Genomic DNA, 15,304 nt, shown 5'->3' on the forward strand with positions numbered 1-15,304 from the left:
AAATGATTGAGACCTATTTACAAAGTATCCAAAAAGAAGCGAAGGCTTATGTGGCAACAGCGACCATTACACCTTTGCCATTTGATGGATATGTCTCCTACTTGGAAACCGGCAATCGACTAGTCTTTGAAACTGCTTATTTTGCCAGAAGGAGACAGTTGGCGATTTTGGCACTGGCATATATGACTACTCATGAGCAGGAAACGAAGAAGTTACTGGAGCAAGTGATTTGGGAAATCTGTAATGAATATACCTGGGCGTTGCCCGCGCATTTACCAGTGGAAAAAAATCCGTTTAAGCAATCATCCGTTTGGTGGATTGACTTGTTTACTGCCGAAACAGCCCAAACCTTAGCCGAAATTATGGAATTAATGGGTGCAGAATTTACTTTACTGACACAAAATAGAATCAGAGAAGAAATCGACCAACGACTATTCCGACCATTTGAAGAAAATCATTGGGAATGGGAAGAGAAAAAGAACAATTGGAGCGGCGTCATTGGTGGATGCATTGGGATGGCTGCTCTATCTTTACTGGAAAAAAACAGTGTGAGGCAAGGAGCAATCCTTCAAAAAGTAGACCATAGTTTACAGTCTTATCTAAAAGGTTTTGCGTTGGATGGTGCGTGTGAAGAAGGTGTGGGGTATTGGAGTTATGGATTTGGTTATTACCTTTATTTTGCGGAAAAACTAGCAGATATGTTAGGGGACGAAACCTATTTGAATTTGCCAAAAGTCAAAGAAATAGCTGCATTTCCGTATTATGTCGTTCGAAAAAATCAACAAGCCTTGCCATTTTCAGACTACAATTTTACTGAGTTGCCTAGTGGTTTACTTAGTTTTTGCCATCAGGTATTTCAAGTACCAATACCTGATGTAGTAAAGGTGAATGAGATTGATTTCGATCATTGCTATCGGTTTGCACAACTTTATCGTAATTTGATTTGGACGGAAAAAACGGAAGTTGAGCGACCAACTATTATGCATTATTTTTCAGATGTGGAATGGGGCATTTTTGAATCAGAAGCTCAAGACTTATTCTTCGCTGCCAAAGGAGGACACAACGAGGAAAGCCATAATCACATCGACTTGGGGCACTTTATTTTTGGAACACCAAATGAATTATTTTTAACGGATCTAGGGGCGGGAGAGTATACGAAAGATTACTTTGATGAAGAAAAGCGCTACCAGTATTTGGTAAATAATGCATCAGGTCATTCCTTGCCAATCATTAACGATTGCTGCCAACAAGCTGGTGCAGTGGCAGCCACAGCAACCAAATTTATTGATACGCCAAAAGGAAAACGCTTTTCACTTGATTTGACGAAGACTTATGAGCCAAGCGCAAATCTGAAACAATTTCAGCGAAGTTTAGTGTTGATTCCAGAAGAAAGCACGTTGGAATTACGTGATTATTTCAGGATGAAAAAAGCTGGAAATAAAATCATTGAAAGTTTTGTTACGACATATCCAGTTGAAAGGAACGGTCAAACAGTCAGCATCAAAGGACGCCAGACCTGTGAATTGATTTTTGGGGAGGAAGTAAAAAAAATTGACTGTCTGAAAAAAATGTACCACGACCATGAAGGAAACACTTGTCAGGCAACCTTGATTCAGACAACGTATACTATTTCAATGGAAGCAGAAGTGGTAGTCAAAATGAAGTTAGTCCACTAGCAAGATTCCTTTAGAAAAAAACGCAAAAGAGAGTGGGATAAAACTAAAAATTCAACTGTCTTTAATCCATTTTTCAATTAAAAAAGCCTAAAATCAACGTTTTCAAAAACGAATTTTAGGCTTTTTTATTTAGGCAACTTTTGTCCCAACTTTTTTTGCTCTATTTAATTTCTTGACTCTTTTCATTTATTTTAGGTGCAGCGGTTGATCCTCGAACGACTAATTCAGTACCCAAAAAGATTCGTTTGGCGATTGTGGGTGTCAAGATTCGTTCATGCAATGTGCTGATGCCGACCTCGCCCATTTCTTCGGTGTAGGCTTTGACAGTAGAAAGTGGTGGAGTGATATAGCGCGAAATAGAAATATCGTTGATGCCCATAACACTAATATCATCTGGTACAGAAATGTTTTGCGCCGTTAGCGTATGAATGATTCCAATTGCAAAGGCATCATTGGCAGCCAAGATTGCTGTTGGTAGGTCGGTCCCCCAGCTTTGCAAAGCTTGTTTGGTTAATTCTTCACTATTTTTCACATTCAATTGGCTATTTTCCTGCACGATAAAGTAAGACGCATCAAATAAGCCATAATGTTTCATCATACTTAAGTAAGTGAGGGTAGTAGGCGTCTTGTACTGACAATAGCCATGAAGATTTTGACTTTCTTCTGCTCCAATAAATGCAATTTTTTTATGGCCTAATTCAAGCAGATGATTGATTGCAATTTCTGTTGCTTGTGTGAAATCCGTATTGATGCAGTCATATTCTGATAGCGGAAAATTTGTTCCAATAACGCAAAGATTAGCAGCTAACTCGTTTAGTTCATCAATTTTTTCTTTTGTAAATTTTCCGATGGCTAAAACGCCGTCAACATTTTGAATATTACTCAAATCCGTTGGTGAAAAGTTCACGACATTGTAACCTAATTCAACTGCTTTTTTTTCTGCACTCATACGGATTGATAGGTAATAAATGTCTTCGAGTTCCTCGTCATTTGAACGCCAAGTAATAAATCCGATAGAACCAGCTGAGCCTTCTAACTCTTCATGCAAAACGTTTCGCTGAGCGGCTGCTTTTGCTTGATTTTTCTTTTTATATTTTGTGTAATTCAATTTCTCTGCAACTTCAAAAATTTTTCTCTTCGTTTCTTCAGTAGCGGAGAGAGTTGCATCATAATTCAATACGCGTGAAACAGTTGAGATCGAAACCCCAGCTTCTTTTGCGATATCAGTAATCGTAGCCATGTGTTCCCTCCTAATTGATTGTCTTTATTTATAGTATAAGATTCGAAAAAGAAACACAAGAAAAAGTTTTCTTTTTTTTACCAAAAAAACTATTGAAATTTTTAGTTATAAAAGGTAAAATTTAGTAAAATAATAGCTTTGATGAGATAAAGGAGGTAAAAAGATAGGAAAATTTTTAACCTTTCTCCACATTTTAGTACTTATCGTGGTCTTTTCAGGTTGTGGAGGGAGTCAAGAAACCGCGCAGAACAATCAATTTACAAATGAAGTGACGCGTGAACTTAGGCAAAAAGCAAAGCGCTATACCGAACAAGAGTTGCAAAATACAGAAGTTCCTTTGCATGCGTTCATTCAATTAGAGGGAAAAATCATTCGCTCAGATGGAGGCAAAACCATTTTGCAAGGAGATCGTTTTATTTTGAGAAGTGGTTCAAGCAACTATCAAATATTTAATGAACAGAAAGAAACAATCTCAATTGGCGATCAAGTGACCGTATATGGTGAGTATTACGGTTTTATCAAAGGAATCATCATTGAAAAGGAGTAAAAGTATGGATTCTTTTTTAACAAAAGAAGAAATAAGTAATCAATTTGTAGCATTAGTTGAACCATTAGAACCATTTTTTAGTAAAAAAAATTTAGGACGATTAAAACTAGGCAGTCATGGAACAGTTTATACTGAATCAACTCGAGAAGTCGAAGCCTTCCTTCGACCACTTTGGGGATTGGGTCCGTTTTTGACTTCTGCAGAAGAGAACGTTTTGTTAGCAGAATACCTTCAAGGAATCACAGCAGGCACAAATCCTGACAGTCCATTTTATTGGGGAACAGTTACTGATTATGACCAGTTGATTGTTGAAATGGCATCATTGAGTTTATTTTTATTATTGAATAAAGAAAAAACGTGGGATCAATTAACAGAGAAAGAGCAAGCAAATCTGCATCAATGGTTGATTCAGGTAAATGAACGAGAAATCCCTCGAAATAATTGGCACTTTTTTCGGATTTTAGTCAATGTTGCGATGAAAAAGTGCAACATGTCATACTCGCAACAACAAATTGAAAGCGATTTTATGGTTGTGGAAGAATTTTATCAGAAAAATGGCTGGTACTGTGATGGAGAAGAAACACAATTTGATTATTATATTTCGTTTGCCATTCATTACTATAGTTTAGTTTATGCTCGCTTTATGGCAGAAGAAGATCCTGAACGTGTAGCAGTAATCAAAGAGCGTGCAACCTTTTTTGCCCAAACATTCAAGCATTGGTTTGATGCAAAAGGAGAAGCTATCCCATTTGGTCGAAGCTTGACGTATCGATTTGCGCAAGTTTCTTTCTTTAGTGCGTTAGTGTTTGCGGATGTGGAGGCGTTGCCGTGGGGAGAAATCAAAGGATTGATTAATCGCCACATGAAAAACTGGTGGGCACAAGAAATTTTTTCAACAGATGGATTATTAACGGTTGGCTATCATTATGAAAATCTTATTTTTGCCGAAGGTTATAACGGATTTGGCTCGCCTTATTGGGCATTGAAAAGTTTCTTGTTATTAGCTGTCCCAGCTGATCATCCTTATTGGCAAGCACAAGAACAACCACTTACGATTGACGAACGCTTTTTAGCTGTTCCAGAAAGTAAAAACTTTTATCAATACAATCGAGAGTTAACACATCTTCAAGCTTTTCCTGCGGGACAATTTGTTCAATTCCAAAATCATCCACATGCTAAATATAGTAAGTTCGTTTATTCAACAGTATTTGGTTTTAGTGTGCCTAAGCAAGATTATTGGTATTACGAAGGTGCTTACGACAATGTGTTAGCGTTGGCAAAAGATGGTCATTATTTCAGGTCGAAAGGTTTGGATACTCATTTTGCTATTTTGCCTGATCGAATTGTTCATGAATGGAATCCATGGAGTGATGTGTCCATTGTTTCAACCATTGTTCCGTTAGAAACGTGTCATGTTCGTATTCATGAAATTGAGACTAAAGAAGCATTAAGAGCTTATGATGGCGGATTTAGCGCACCCTACACGAGTGAGCTTCCAGTGGCAGAAGGGGGAGTAGCAGAGGTAGCTTCACCGATTGGGCTTTCGCGAATTGAAGGGCTTTTGGGATTTGAAGAGGCTGCTATTGTCAGAACCGAGCCGAATACGAATTTATTTTATCCACGAACGGCACTTCCACATGTAGTAGCAAACATTTCGCCAGGAAAAACAGTTTTAGTTTCACTTGTTGCCGGTTTGCTACCGGAAGAGCAAATGGAAAAACCAACAATTGAAATCAGTAATGAGCAAGTAAAAGTCCAACAAAATGAAAAAAGAATCGAAGTAGCTTTAGGCACTAGGAGGAAAGCATGGAAAAATTAGAGTGGTTGCAAGAAGAAATCGAGTTTGCTGTCAACAAAGTTCGCGAAAATCTCAAAACGTTTCAAGAAACAGTTCCACCAGCAGCAAGTGAAGGATTGGTCTATCCTGAAGAAGAAAATATCGATTGGACAGCCAGTTTTTGGGTTGGCATGTTGTTTTTGGCAAAAGAGCTGACGAACGCCACGGAATTTGATGCCACGATTGAAAAACAAATGGCTTCGTTCAAGCATCGATTAGAAAATAAAATTGAGTTAGAAACCCATGACATTGGTTTTTTATACAGTTTATCTGCCGTAGCGGATTATCAAGTCAACAAACATGAGGCATCAAAAAAACTGGCAATTCAAGCTGCAGATTTATTGATGGAACGCTATTCTCCAACTGCTCAAATCATTCAAGCTTGGGGAAACCTTAATGACCCAGCGCAACGTGGACGAATGATTATTGATTGCTTAATGAACTTACCTTTACTGTATTTTGCTTCTGAGCAAACAGGAGATGAATCCTACAAAAAAGCAGCTTATGCACATGCGAAGCAAACACAAAAATATATCGTTCGGCCAAACAATACGACGTTTCACACCTACTATTTTGATGTGAAAACAGGTGAACCAATTGAAGGCAAAACGCAACAAGGTTACTCCGATGATTCTTGTTGGGCGAGAGGACAGGCTTGGGGAATTTATGGCTTTACGCTAAGCTACAATCACACCGGCGATTATCAATTTTTAGAAACAGCGAAAGCGGTCGCTGACTATTTTATTAGCCAGTTACCAAAAGATCAAGTCGCTTATTGGGATTTATTATTCAATGATGGTAGTGGGCAAGAAAGAGATAGCTCCGCAGCGGCGATTGCTGTTTGCGGGCTGCTGGAATTAGCTAAACAATTACCTTTATCTGATCCAAAGCATGAAGAATACGAAGCGGTAGCAATCAAAATCATGCAAGCTTTAGCCCAAAAGTACACAAGTAAAAAGAGTGAACGCTCAAATGGCCTGTTACTCGAAGGTGTTTATGATAAGAACTCCAATAAAGGGGTTAATGAATGTATGATTTGGGGCGATTACTATTATTTGGAAGCGCTAACTCGGTTGGCAAAAAGTTGGTACAGTGTTTGGTAATAAAAATATTTTTATTATAAAAATGGAGGAAATAAAATGAAGCGATGGAAAAAAGGAATCACTGCTGGTGTGTTACTAGGAACTTTAGGTTTGTTGGCTGCTTGTGGTGGTGGCGACAAAGCTAGCGCAAAAAATGGTGGTGATTCAGGCGATACAACTTTGACAGTCACAACTTGGAATTATGATACAACGCCAGAGTTCAATAAATTGTTTCGTGCATTTGAAGAAAAGAATCCTGGAGTCAAAGTCGAAGCAGTTGATATTGCATCAGATGATTATGATACGAAATTGACAACAATGCTTTCTAGTGGGGATACAACGGATATTTTAACGATGAAAAATCTACTTTCGTACTCGACTTACGCTTTACGTGACCAATTAGTTGATTTGACAGATCATATTGATGGACTAGAAACGGAACCTGCGAAGGAAAGCTATGAAATGTATGAGATTGATGGGAAAAATTATGCGCAACCTTATCGTACAGACTTTTGGGTACTTTACTATAACAAGAAAATGTTTGACGAAGCAGGTCTTGAATATCCGAACAACTTAACCTGGGAAGAATATGAAGCACTTGCAAAACAATTATCGAAACCAGATGAACAAATTTATGGTGCTTATCAGCATACTTGGCGCTCAACTTTGCAAGCAATCTCAGCTGCTCAAAATGATAAAAACTTAGCAAAACCAGATTATAAATTTTTAGTCGATGATTACAAACGGATGTTGCGTATGCAAGATGAAAAAGCACAGATGGATTTTGGTACTGCAAAATCAACAAACGTCACTTATCAGTCACAATTTGAAAACGAAAAAGCTGCCATGATGTATATGGGTACTTGGTATATGGGCGCATTGTTAACAAATCTTGATGAAGGAAAAACAAACGTTGAATGGGGCATTGCTGAGATTCCACAAAAAGAAAAAGGAAAAGCAATCAAAACATTTGGTTCACCAACTGCTTTTGCCATCAACAAAAATTCAAAACAACAAGAATTAGCACAAAAATTCCTTGATTTTTGTTCCGGAGAAGAAGGCGCTGAAATCCTTGCGGGCGTAGGTGTTGTTCCTTCTTATCGAACAGACGAAATCAATAAATTATACTTTGGTCGTGAAGGAATGCCAACAGATGAAGTTTCTCAAAAAGCATTCGATCCAGAAAAAATCGCAATTGAATTCCCAATTGATGAAAATGGACCAGCCATTGATAAAATTCTTCAAGAAGAACATGAATTGATCCTAGTTGGAGATGTTACACCAGAAAAAGCGGTTGGGGAAATGAAAAAACGTGTCGAACAAGAAGTTGAATAAAGGCTTCATTTGATAACTGAAAACAGAGATGCGTCAAAAATGGCGCATCTCTTAGATAAAAAGGGGGAAAGGTTAAAAAGTTATTGCTTTTTAACAATCAGATATGGAAAATAAAGCAAATCCTGTCTCAAAGCTAAAAAGAAAAAATACTTTGATCGCGTGGTCATTCATTGCACCAAATTTTATTGGTTTTCTGTTATTTACGCTGATACCAGTTGTATTTTCGTTGATTCTCGCATTCATGAAGTGGGATTCATTCAGCACGCCAGAATTCATTGGATTGAAAAATTTTTCAAAAATGATGACGGACGAAACTTTTTGGATCTCATTGAAAAATACTTTTTTGTATACGATTGGCGTGGTTCCGCTAACATTGGTTTGTTCGTTAGGACTGGCAATCTTATTAAATCAAAAAATTCGTGGAGTGAAGTTTTTTAGAACAGCCTTCTTCTTTCCTTATGTGACGTCTTTGGTTGCAATCGCAGTTGTTTGGAATATGCTCTTTCATCCAACAATGGGACCAATCAATCAATTTTTAAAACTATTTATTGCGAATCCTCCGGGTTGGGTATCTAGTTCACAGTGGGCACTAACAGCAATTATTATCGTGAGTGTTTGGCGTGGAATGGGCTATTATATGATTTTGTATTTGGCTGGATTGCAAAGTATTTCAAAAGAACTTTATGAAGCTGCCGCGATGGATGGTGCGAATAAATGGAAACAATTTGTCAATATCACTGTTCCTGCACTAAGACCGACAACCTTTTTTGTAACGATCATGTTAGTCATTAATTGCTTCAAGATTTTTGATTTGGTGCAAGTAATGACGGATGGTGGGCCTGGTAGAGCGACGAATGTTTTGGTTTACCACGTTTATAATGAAGCGTTTGTCAAATTTAATTTCGGTTATGCTTCTGCAATTGCGATGATTCTATTTGTGATTGTCTTAGCGATTACAGTGATTCAGTTCAAATGGAATCAAGTCCAAGAACGAGTTTAAGGAGGGGAATCATGAAAACGACAACTGTGACAGGAACCAAAGAAAAACAAACAACTAGCCATTTACTGGTGATTTGTTTATTAACGATTTTAGCTTTGCTGACATTAGTGCCATTTATCTGGATGCTCTCCGCTTCTTTCAAAGCAAATAATGACGTATTCACTGTTCCGATCCAATGGATACCGAAAACTTGGCATCCAGAAAACTATTCAGTGATTTGGACAAGAATTCCGTTATTAACTTTTTTTAAAAACACTGCAATTTTAAGTATTGTTATTACATTAATCCAACTATTTACGTCAAGTTTTGCTGCGTATGGTTTTTCTAAACTACAATTTAAAGGTCGAGACTTTTTGTTTTTGGCCTATATAGGGACAATCGCTGTTCCTTGGCAATCCTATATGATTCCCCAATTTATCATGATGAGACAATTAGGATTGACAGATAAGCTGCTTTCTTTGATTTTGTTACAAGCGTTTAACGCATTCGGGGTATTTTTATTAAAACAGTATTATAGTAGTATCCCTGATTCTTTGTGTGAAAGTGCTCGAATTGATGGCTTGACTGAGTGGGGGATTTATCGAAAAATCATTTTACCGTTAACCAAACCGGCACTAGCTAGTCTGACGATTATCACCTTTGTTAACACTTGGAATGACTATATGGGACCATTCATTTATCTTTCTTCAACTGAAAACAAAACAATTCAATTGGGACTGAAAATGTTTGTTGGTTTGTTTGATGCCGAGTATGCATTGATTATGGCAGCGTCTGTGCTATCTATTTTGCCAGTGGCAATCGTCTTCTTGGCGATGCAAAAATATTTTGTAGAAGGAATTGCTTCTTCTGGCGTGAAAGGCTGATGAATAAATGAGTCGTTAGATCGGAGTGATGTGAATGTTTAAGCAACAGAGTTTTGAAACGAATATTTATATGAAGTTATTTCATTGGGCCTATCTTTTTCTTGCAGGAAATTTGAGCTTTATGCTTGTCAGTTTTCCATTCTTTTTAGTTACCATCACTTCAGCAATTGATGTGAGGAACCTCTTCTTCTTTTTAGGGGCTTCTGTCTTCTTTCTGCCAGCAGCATTGGCTTTGATGGCTTGGATCAATAAGTGGCGAGAGGAAAAAGAAGTTGCACCATTCAAAGACTACTTTCATTTTTATTTTCTGTTTTGGAAAAAAAGTTTTTTATTAGGGAGCGTCGGGTGGTTAGGGTGTTTGATTGTTGGTGGTGATATTCTGTTTTTAAGCCAAGTAACATATGGTAGATGGCTTGTTCCATTTCTGTTTCTTTTATTGATTCTACTTGTAGCCATTCAGTTAAACAGTTATTATTTTCAGGTAAAGAATCCCGAAGCATCTGTAACGGTGCTTCTCAAAGTGGCTACATATGTGGCGTTGAAGAAATGGTACATCAGCTTATTGAATGCTGTGCTGGTTGGAATTGTGCCAATCATGATGATCTTGAAACCACAATTTGGGTTTACACTCTTTCCAGTCTTCTTCTTTGGACTAATCTATTTGAATTGTGGGCGGCATTATCGTGGGATTCTGTAGGTGAAACTGGTGATGCCAGTCATTTTTTAGAACGAATGATAATTATTTAATAGAGATTGGAACGAAGATTTGTTTCAGTCTCTATTTTGTTGACTAAATGAATCAGCTTCTTTCCTAAGTAAAAGAGTCATTTTATTGATTTTTGACAACTCATTACGAAAAAATAAAATTTTGGAAAAATCCTAGAATCTTTCTGACATTTTAGTAGAAGTATGCTATTTTAAAAAGGAAGTAAAGGAGGAGAAAAATGAATTTTTTAGTTGTTTTAAAAGATGAATCAGTTGAACGTTCAACTTTTATTTATGTTCAGTTAAATGAAGAAAAAACGTTGCTGCATTTTTCACCAGAATTCCATTTAGAGGGATTAACCTTAGGGGAAGTTTATCAAACGAAAGGCACGTCAGGTATCCTAGCTTTTTTTGAAAAGGAACTTGATCTACCGGTCAAAGAGTCTATCGAAATCTCATTAACAGAGTGGGATCGAGTAACCGCGGATTTATTTCCAACAGGTCTTGACGTGGAAATTGAGGAAGGTATCGTGCATTTAAGTACAGCTGAATTGCAACATCAGATGCGTTATCGAGTCGATGAGGAAGATTCTTTTTCGATTTTTAAACGACAACAGAAGATTTTAAAAAGTTTTTTAAAACCGCTTAGCAGAAAAAGGAACCTTTTGAAAACCACACAACTTTTGAAAAAGTATCCTAATCTGATACATACATCTATTCAATTTCCGCAGATTTTATCACTGGTTCATCGTTATTTGCAAGTTCAACAAGTACCATCGCGAAAACTTTCATTACCTTTAGCAGACACGTTTCGGGTAGTCAAACGAGCTGAAGAGAAAAAAGTAATCGTAATCGATTTTACAAAAAATCGAAATATGCTACATCAAATAACTATGGGAAAAGCCAATTAGGGCTTTTCCTTTTGCACTTTTTATTCTATTAAATAGTCAATGGAGGAAAAAATGGCTCAAGTTTGGTTACAACGAATGATTAAAATGTATCAAAAATATCAACAACTAATGAAAGGAAGATATGCAAAATTTGATGAACTGAATCGCTTTTTATTAATCTTGTCGCTTTTGTTTAGTCTATTTAGTCGCTGGTTGCCTTATGAATCTGGCAGATTATTCTCGTTAGTGTTTTTAGGACTTTTGCTTTATCGCTTCTTATCAACTAAAATCTATCCAAGATTGAATGAAAATCAGCGCTTTTTAAAAAAATGGCAAATGGTACGCAACTTTTTTCAAACAGTCACTAAAAGAAAAACAAAGACAAATAAGAAAACGGCTTACCAAACGTATACGTTTTTTTCTTGTCCAAATTGCCAACAAAAACAACGTGCTCCGCAAGGCCGTGGAAAGATTCGAGTAACATGCAAAAAGTGTGGTACACGATTTGAAACAAACGTATAGGAAGTGGAAATAATGAAAATGGTTTTGTTACGTCACGGTGAGAGTGAAGCGAATTTCATGAATTATTGGACGGGTTGGTTAGATGTGGCATTGACTGCGAAAGGTATGCAACAAGCGAGCCAAGCTGGGAATAAAATGAAAGAAGCTGGTTTAGAATTTGATGCTGTCTACACTTCAGTTTTGAAACGGGCAATTAAAACATCTCAATTCGCTTTAGAGGAAATGGGGCAATTGTGGATTCCGATTACCAAAACCTGGCGCTTAAATGAACGTCATTATGGTGAACTAGTTGGAAAAAATAAAGATGAAATGAAAGACATCTACGGGGCAGAACAAGTCAAAATTTGGCGTCGTGCTTATCGTGAAGTCCCGCCACTTGCCAAGGAAAATCAATTTGATCGAAGGTATGATTTTTTAGATCCTCGTTTGGTTTCCCGTGGAGAAAGCCTAGAAATGACGGTTAAACGTCTAATCCCGTTATGGGAAGATTCGCTTGCACCTAGACTTCGTGAGCAACAAAACCTCTTAGTTGTCGGACACGGAAACAGTGTGCGTGCGTTAACGAAATACTTGGAGGATGTGCCAGAAGATTTAATGGATACGATTGATATTCCAAATGCACAACCAATCCAATATACATTTGACGAGCACCTAACAATCATTGATAAAAAGATTTTATAAAAACTTTGAGTGACTTGTATGGAAAAAGGAGCAGGAACTTTGATAAAGAATTTTATTTGGGATTTTGATGGTACATTATTCGATACGTATCCGGCAATGGTTGATGGAGCGTGGCGTGCCTTACAGGATTTTGGGATTGTAGCGGATAAAAAGGAACTCTATTTTGTGATGAAAAAATACTCGACAAGTCAATTACGGCAAAACTATCAGTTGTCAGAGGAGAAATTCACGCCGTTATTTCATCAGTATGAAACAAAAAGTCGCGAAGTGTCAGCGCCATTTCAAGACACAAAGACAGTTCTAGAAAACTTGAAGGCGCGTGGCGGACGACACTTTATCCTAACGCATCGCTTAACTGATTCGACTTGGAGGCTTTTAAAAGACTTTGGCTTAGACGAGTTAATTGAATCGGTCGTTGGAATAGACCAAGAATTCCCTAGGAAACCAGATCCATCTTCCTTAAATGCGATCATTCAAAATTTTCACTTACAAAAAGTGGAATCAATGATGATTGGTGATCGCCGTTTAGATATTGAAGCAGGGAATAACGCGGGAATTACAACTTGTTTATATGACATTGATTATTTTTTAGGTGATATTCCCGCAACTTATGTTGTGAATGAACTGAAGCAAATCATTGAGTTGCCAGAGATTATTTAAAATATTGTCCGCTTTCAATTTTCATATGCTATAATTTTTATAGAGGAGTGATGATATGGAAATTAGAAGACAAAAAGAAGTTGTTGAGGCTTTTCACTATGACCAAAAGCCTAAAGATCAAGAAATCCAAACTGACTTAAAAGTTGGTTTTTCGCCGTTGAATGAAACGATTGAAAATTATCCAGAAGAACACAGTATTGTGGGTGCTCGTTTAGAGTTTCGCTTAGTATTCGACCAATATGTATTATCTGGAAGTGTTAGTCAAATCAACCACATTTTGAATCGTAAAGTTCAGGGACAGGCAGATGTGACACAAGAAGAAGTGGATGAGTTAGTCGCTCCTTTGTTTGACATTGTTAGTCGAATGGCATATGAAATTACAGAAATTGCTTTAGATGAACCAGGTGTCAAATTAAATTTTCAATCAGAAAAAGAAGCATAAAAAAGAGTAGTGGTGATAGTTTAAAGCTATCGCTACTACTCTTTTTCTATTACTAAATGTAAGCAAAATGAATGCCATTTGGCAAAAAATGAGCTAGAATGAACAAGTCACTGAAAAAATACAAATTTTTTTCAGGGGAATAGTTGAAGAGTTATTCCCGGGAACCTTTACTTCCTTTGATGGACTTGTCATTAAAAAATTTTAAGGAGGAAAAAAATGACAACACTCATCACAGTTTTAGTGGTTCTAGTTTTTGCGGCATTATTATATGTGTTTTATCGTATGCAAAAGCGCCATACTAAATTTTCAACGCGCGTCTTTACTGCGCTAGGAATCGGGATCGTTTTTGGCGGTCTACTGCAAATTATCTTTGGGGTTGATAATCAAGTCGTCACTCAATCAATGGAATGGATTGGAATCGTTGGAAATGGCTACGTTGCTTTCTTACAAATGCTAATTATGCCATTGGTTTTCATTTCAATTGTCGGCGCGTTTACCAAAATGAAAGTTTCGGAAAAATTAGGTAAAATCAGCGCAACAGTTTTAACAACTTTGTTAGCGACAACAGCAATCTCTGCATTGATCGGGATTGGGACAACGATGCTCTTTAATTTACAAGGTGCAAAGTTTACTGAGGGAGCAGCTGAAACAGCACGTATTGCTGAATTAGCTACTAGACAAGAAACAGTTGAAAACTTATCTATTCCTCAACAAATCTTATCATTTATTCCTAAAAATGTTTTTGCTGATTTAGCGGGAAGCCGACCAACAAGTACAATTGGTGTCGTGATTTTCGCCGCATTTGTTGGGGTTGCATACCTTGGTGTTAAACGTAAAGCACCAAAAGAGGCAGCCTTTTTCTCAGATTTGATTGATAGTTTATATAAAATAGTTATGCGAATCGTTACATTGGTTCTACGCCTAACACCGTATGGTGTACTTGCTTTGATGACAAACGTCATGGCTACAAGTGACTTCGCTGCAATTGTGAACTTAGGAAAATTTGTGTTAGCTTCATATATTGCTTTATTTGCGGTGTTAATCGTTCATTCGCTCATTTTAATGTCAGTCAAAGTGAACCCAATCAGCTACTTTAAAAAAGCTTTTCCTGTATTGAGTTTTGCTTTTACCTCACGTTCTAGTGCGGGTGCATTACCATTGAATATTGAAACACAAACGAAAGCACTTGGTGTTGACGATGCAACAGCGAACTTTTCAGCAAGTTTTGGTTTGTCAATTGGGCAAAATGGCTGTGCCGGTGTTTATCCAGCAATGTTGGCAACAATTGTTGCACCAGCAGCAGGTATTAATGTCTTTAGTTTAGAATTTATTTTGATGTTAGTAGCAATCGTAACAATCAGTTCATTTGGTGTCGCTGGTGTCGGTGGAGGAGCAACATTTGCTTCATTGATTGTGTTAGGCGCAATGAATTTACCAGTAGCAATCGTTGGTTTAGTTATCTCTGTTGAACCATTGATTGACATGGCTCGTACTGCAACAAACGTTAGTGGTAGTATGGTAGCTGGAATTGTTACAAGTGCTCGTATCCATGATTTGGATCGTGACGTCATCAATGATGAGACAAAAGTTATTGACGTAAATGCATAAAGTCTAAGAACAACAACTTAAGAGATTGGGACAAAGCTAGAAACCCAATCGTTCTTAACACATTTTTCAATTAAAAAAATGCCTAAAACCAACGTTTTCAAAAAACGAATTTTAGGCGTTTTTTTATTTAGGTTACTTTTGTCTCAACCTTTTTTCGTTTTCAAGAAATAAATATTCCGAAAAGTGAAAACGTGAAAAAGAAATAAGAAAATTCTA

At 37.2% G+C, this 15,304-nt stretch carries 15 protein-coding genes; 14 read left to right on the top strand and 1 reads right to left on the bottom strand.

What is annotated here, in order from left to right:
* Positions 1–2: 2 nt before the first annotated feature.
* Positions 3–1,676 (top strand): hypothetical protein, encoded by a 1,674-nt coding sequence (locus IGJ93_RS05625; protein ID WP_430597028.1) that lies wholly within the window; start codon positions 3–5, stop codon positions 1,674–1,676.
* Between the two features lie 160 nt (positions 1,677–1,836).
* Here IGJ93_RS05625 and IGJ93_RS05630 read toward each other — a convergent pair whose 3' ends face one another.
* Entirely contained in the window at positions 1,837–2,916 is a 1,080-nt protein-coding gene (locus IGJ93_RS05630; RefSeq protein ID WP_067481733.1) for a LacI family DNA-binding transcriptional regulator, read from the bottom strand.
* Positions 2,917–3,121: 205 nt separating this feature from the next.
* On the opposite strand from IGJ93_RS05630, the gene IGJ93_RS05635 reads away from it, so the two are divergent.
* From IGJ93_RS05635 to IGJ93_RS05695, 13 genes are all read left to right on the top strand, one after another.
* The gene (locus IGJ93_RS05635) at positions 3,122–3,463 is read left to right on the top strand and encodes a hypothetical protein (protein ID WP_095803558.1); all 342 of its coding nucleotides are present in this window, start codon (positions 3,122–3,124) and stop codon (positions 3,461–3,463) included.
* Between the two features lie 4 nt (positions 3,464–3,467).
* Positions 3,468–5,282 (top strand): DUF2264 domain-containing protein, encoded by a 1,815-nt coding sequence (locus tag IGJ93_RS05640; RefSeq protein WP_075491046.1) that lies wholly within the window; start codon positions 3,468–3,470, stop codon positions 5,280–5,282.
* Complete coding sequence (locus IGJ93_RS05645) at positions 5,270–6,403, top strand: glycoside hydrolase family 88 protein (RefSeq protein WP_075491048.1); 1,134 nt, start codon at positions 5,270–5,272, stop codon at positions 6,401–6,403. The genes IGJ93_RS05640 and IGJ93_RS05645 overlap by 13 nt, the downstream gene beginning before the upstream one ends.
* A 36-nt stretch (positions 6,404–6,439) precedes the next feature.
* Complete coding sequence (locus IGJ93_RS05650) at positions 6,440–7,717, top strand: ABC transporter substrate-binding protein (protein WP_071868458.1); 1,278 nt, start codon at positions 6,440–6,442, stop codon at positions 7,715–7,717.
* A gap of 103 nt (positions 7,718–7,820) precedes the next feature.
* Entirely contained in the window at positions 7,821–8,717 is an 897-nt protein-coding gene (locus IGJ93_RS05655; protein WP_067481743.1) for a carbohydrate ABC transporter permease, read from the top strand.
* A gap of 122 nt (positions 8,718–8,839) precedes the next feature.
* Positions 8,840–9,580: a carbohydrate ABC transporter permease gene (locus tag IGJ93_RS05660; protein WP_370629930.1), complete on the top strand. Its 741-nt coding sequence runs from the start codon at positions 8,840–8,842 to the stop codon at positions 9,578–9,580.
* A gap of 34 nt (positions 9,581–9,614) precedes the next feature.
* Entirely contained in the window at positions 9,615–10,277 is a 663-nt protein-coding gene (locus IGJ93_RS05665; protein WP_067481747.1) for a DUF624 domain-containing protein, read from the top strand.
* Between the two features lie 247 nt (positions 10,278–10,524).
* On the top strand, positions 10,525–11,196 hold the full coding sequence (locus tag IGJ93_RS05670; protein ID WP_067481749.1) for a hypothetical protein: 672 nt from the start codon (positions 10,525–10,527) through the stop codon (positions 11,194–11,196).
* Between the two features lie 51 nt (positions 11,197–11,247).
* Entirely contained in the window at positions 11,248–11,697 is a 450-nt protein-coding gene (locus IGJ93_RS05675; protein WP_067481752.1) for a hypothetical protein, read from the top strand.
* A 12-nt stretch (positions 11,698–11,709) separates the two neighbouring features.
* The gene (locus IGJ93_RS05680) at positions 11,710–12,378 is read left to right on the top strand and encodes a 2,3-bisphosphoglycerate-dependent phosphoglycerate mutase (RefSeq protein ID WP_067481754.1); all 669 of its coding nucleotides are present in this window, start codon (positions 11,710–11,712) and stop codon (positions 12,376–12,378) included.
* A gap of 42 nt (positions 12,379–12,420) precedes the next feature.
* Positions 12,421–13,038: an HAD-IA family hydrolase gene (locus tag IGJ93_RS05685; protein ID WP_067482417.1), complete on the top strand. Its 618-nt coding sequence runs from the start codon at positions 12,421–12,423 to the stop codon at positions 13,036–13,038.
* Positions 13,039–13,093: 55 nt separating this feature from the next.
* Positions 13,094–13,480, top strand: coding sequence for a DUF1149 family protein (locus IGJ93_RS05690; RefSeq protein WP_067481756.1), 387 nt, complete (start codon positions 13,094–13,096; stop codon positions 13,478–13,480).
* A 216-nt stretch (positions 13,481–13,696) separates the two neighbouring features.
* Positions 13,697–15,088 (top strand): L-cystine transporter, encoded by a 1,392-nt coding sequence (locus IGJ93_RS05695; protein ID WP_067481758.1) that lies wholly within the window; start codon positions 13,697–13,699, stop codon positions 15,086–15,088.
* Positions 15,089–15,304: the final 216 nt, after the last annotated feature.

The sequence above is a fragment of the Enterococcus sp. DIV0174 genome, assembly GCF_050529065.1.
Taxonomy (GTDB): Bacteria; Bacillota; Bacilli; order Lactobacillales; family Enterococcaceae; genus Enterococcus_B; species Enterococcus_B thailandicus.

Excerpts from the sequence above, each read along its gene's own strand:
- IGJ93_RS05625 (WP_430597028.1), top strand. The coding sequence starts at position 3 with ATGATTGAGACCTATTTACAAAGTATCCAAAAAGAAGCGAAGGCTTAT.
- IGJ93_RS05630 (WP_067481733.1), bottom strand. The coding sequence starts at position 2,916 with ATGGCTACGATTACTGATATCGCAAAAGAAGCTGGGGTTTCGATCTCA.
- IGJ93_RS05640 (WP_075491046.1), top strand. The coding sequence starts at position 3,468 with ATGGATTCTTTTTTAACAAAAGAAGAAATAAGTAATCAATTTGTAGCA.
- IGJ93_RS05645 (WP_075491048.1), top strand. The coding sequence starts at position 5,270 with ATGGAAAAATTAGAGTGGTTGCAAGAAGAAATCGAGTTTGCTGTCAAC.
- IGJ93_RS05650 (WP_071868458.1), top strand. The coding sequence starts at position 6,440 with ATGAAGCGATGGAAAAAAGGAATCACTGCTGGTGTGTTACTAGGAACT.
- IGJ93_RS05655 (WP_067481743.1), top strand. The coding sequence starts at position 7,821 with ATGGAAAATAAAGCAAATCCTGTCTCAAAGCTAAAAAGAAAAAATACT.
- IGJ93_RS05660 (WP_370629930.1), top strand. The coding sequence starts at position 8,840 with ATGCTCTCCGCTTCTTTCAAAGCAAATAATGACGTATTCACTGTTCCG.
- IGJ93_RS05665 (WP_067481747.1), top strand. The coding sequence starts at position 9,615 with ATGTTTAAGCAACAGAGTTTTGAAACGAATATTTATATGAAGTTATTT.
- IGJ93_RS05670 (WP_067481749.1), top strand. The coding sequence starts at position 10,525 with ATGAATTTTTTAGTTGTTTTAAAAGATGAATCAGTTGAACGTTCAACT.
- IGJ93_RS05675 (WP_067481752.1), top strand. The coding sequence starts at position 11,248 with ATGGCTCAAGTTTGGTTACAACGAATGATTAAAATGTATCAAAAATAT.
- IGJ93_RS05680 (WP_067481754.1), top strand. The coding sequence starts at position 11,710 with ATGAAAATGGTTTTGTTACGTCACGGTGAGAGTGAAGCGAATTTCATG.
- IGJ93_RS05690 (WP_067481756.1), top strand. The coding sequence starts at position 13,094 with ATGGAAATTAGAAGACAAAAAGAAGTTGTTGAGGCTTTTCACTATGAC.
- IGJ93_RS05695 (WP_067481758.1), top strand. The coding sequence starts at position 13,697 with ATGACAACACTCATCACAGTTTTAGTGGTTCTAGTTTTTGCGGCATTA.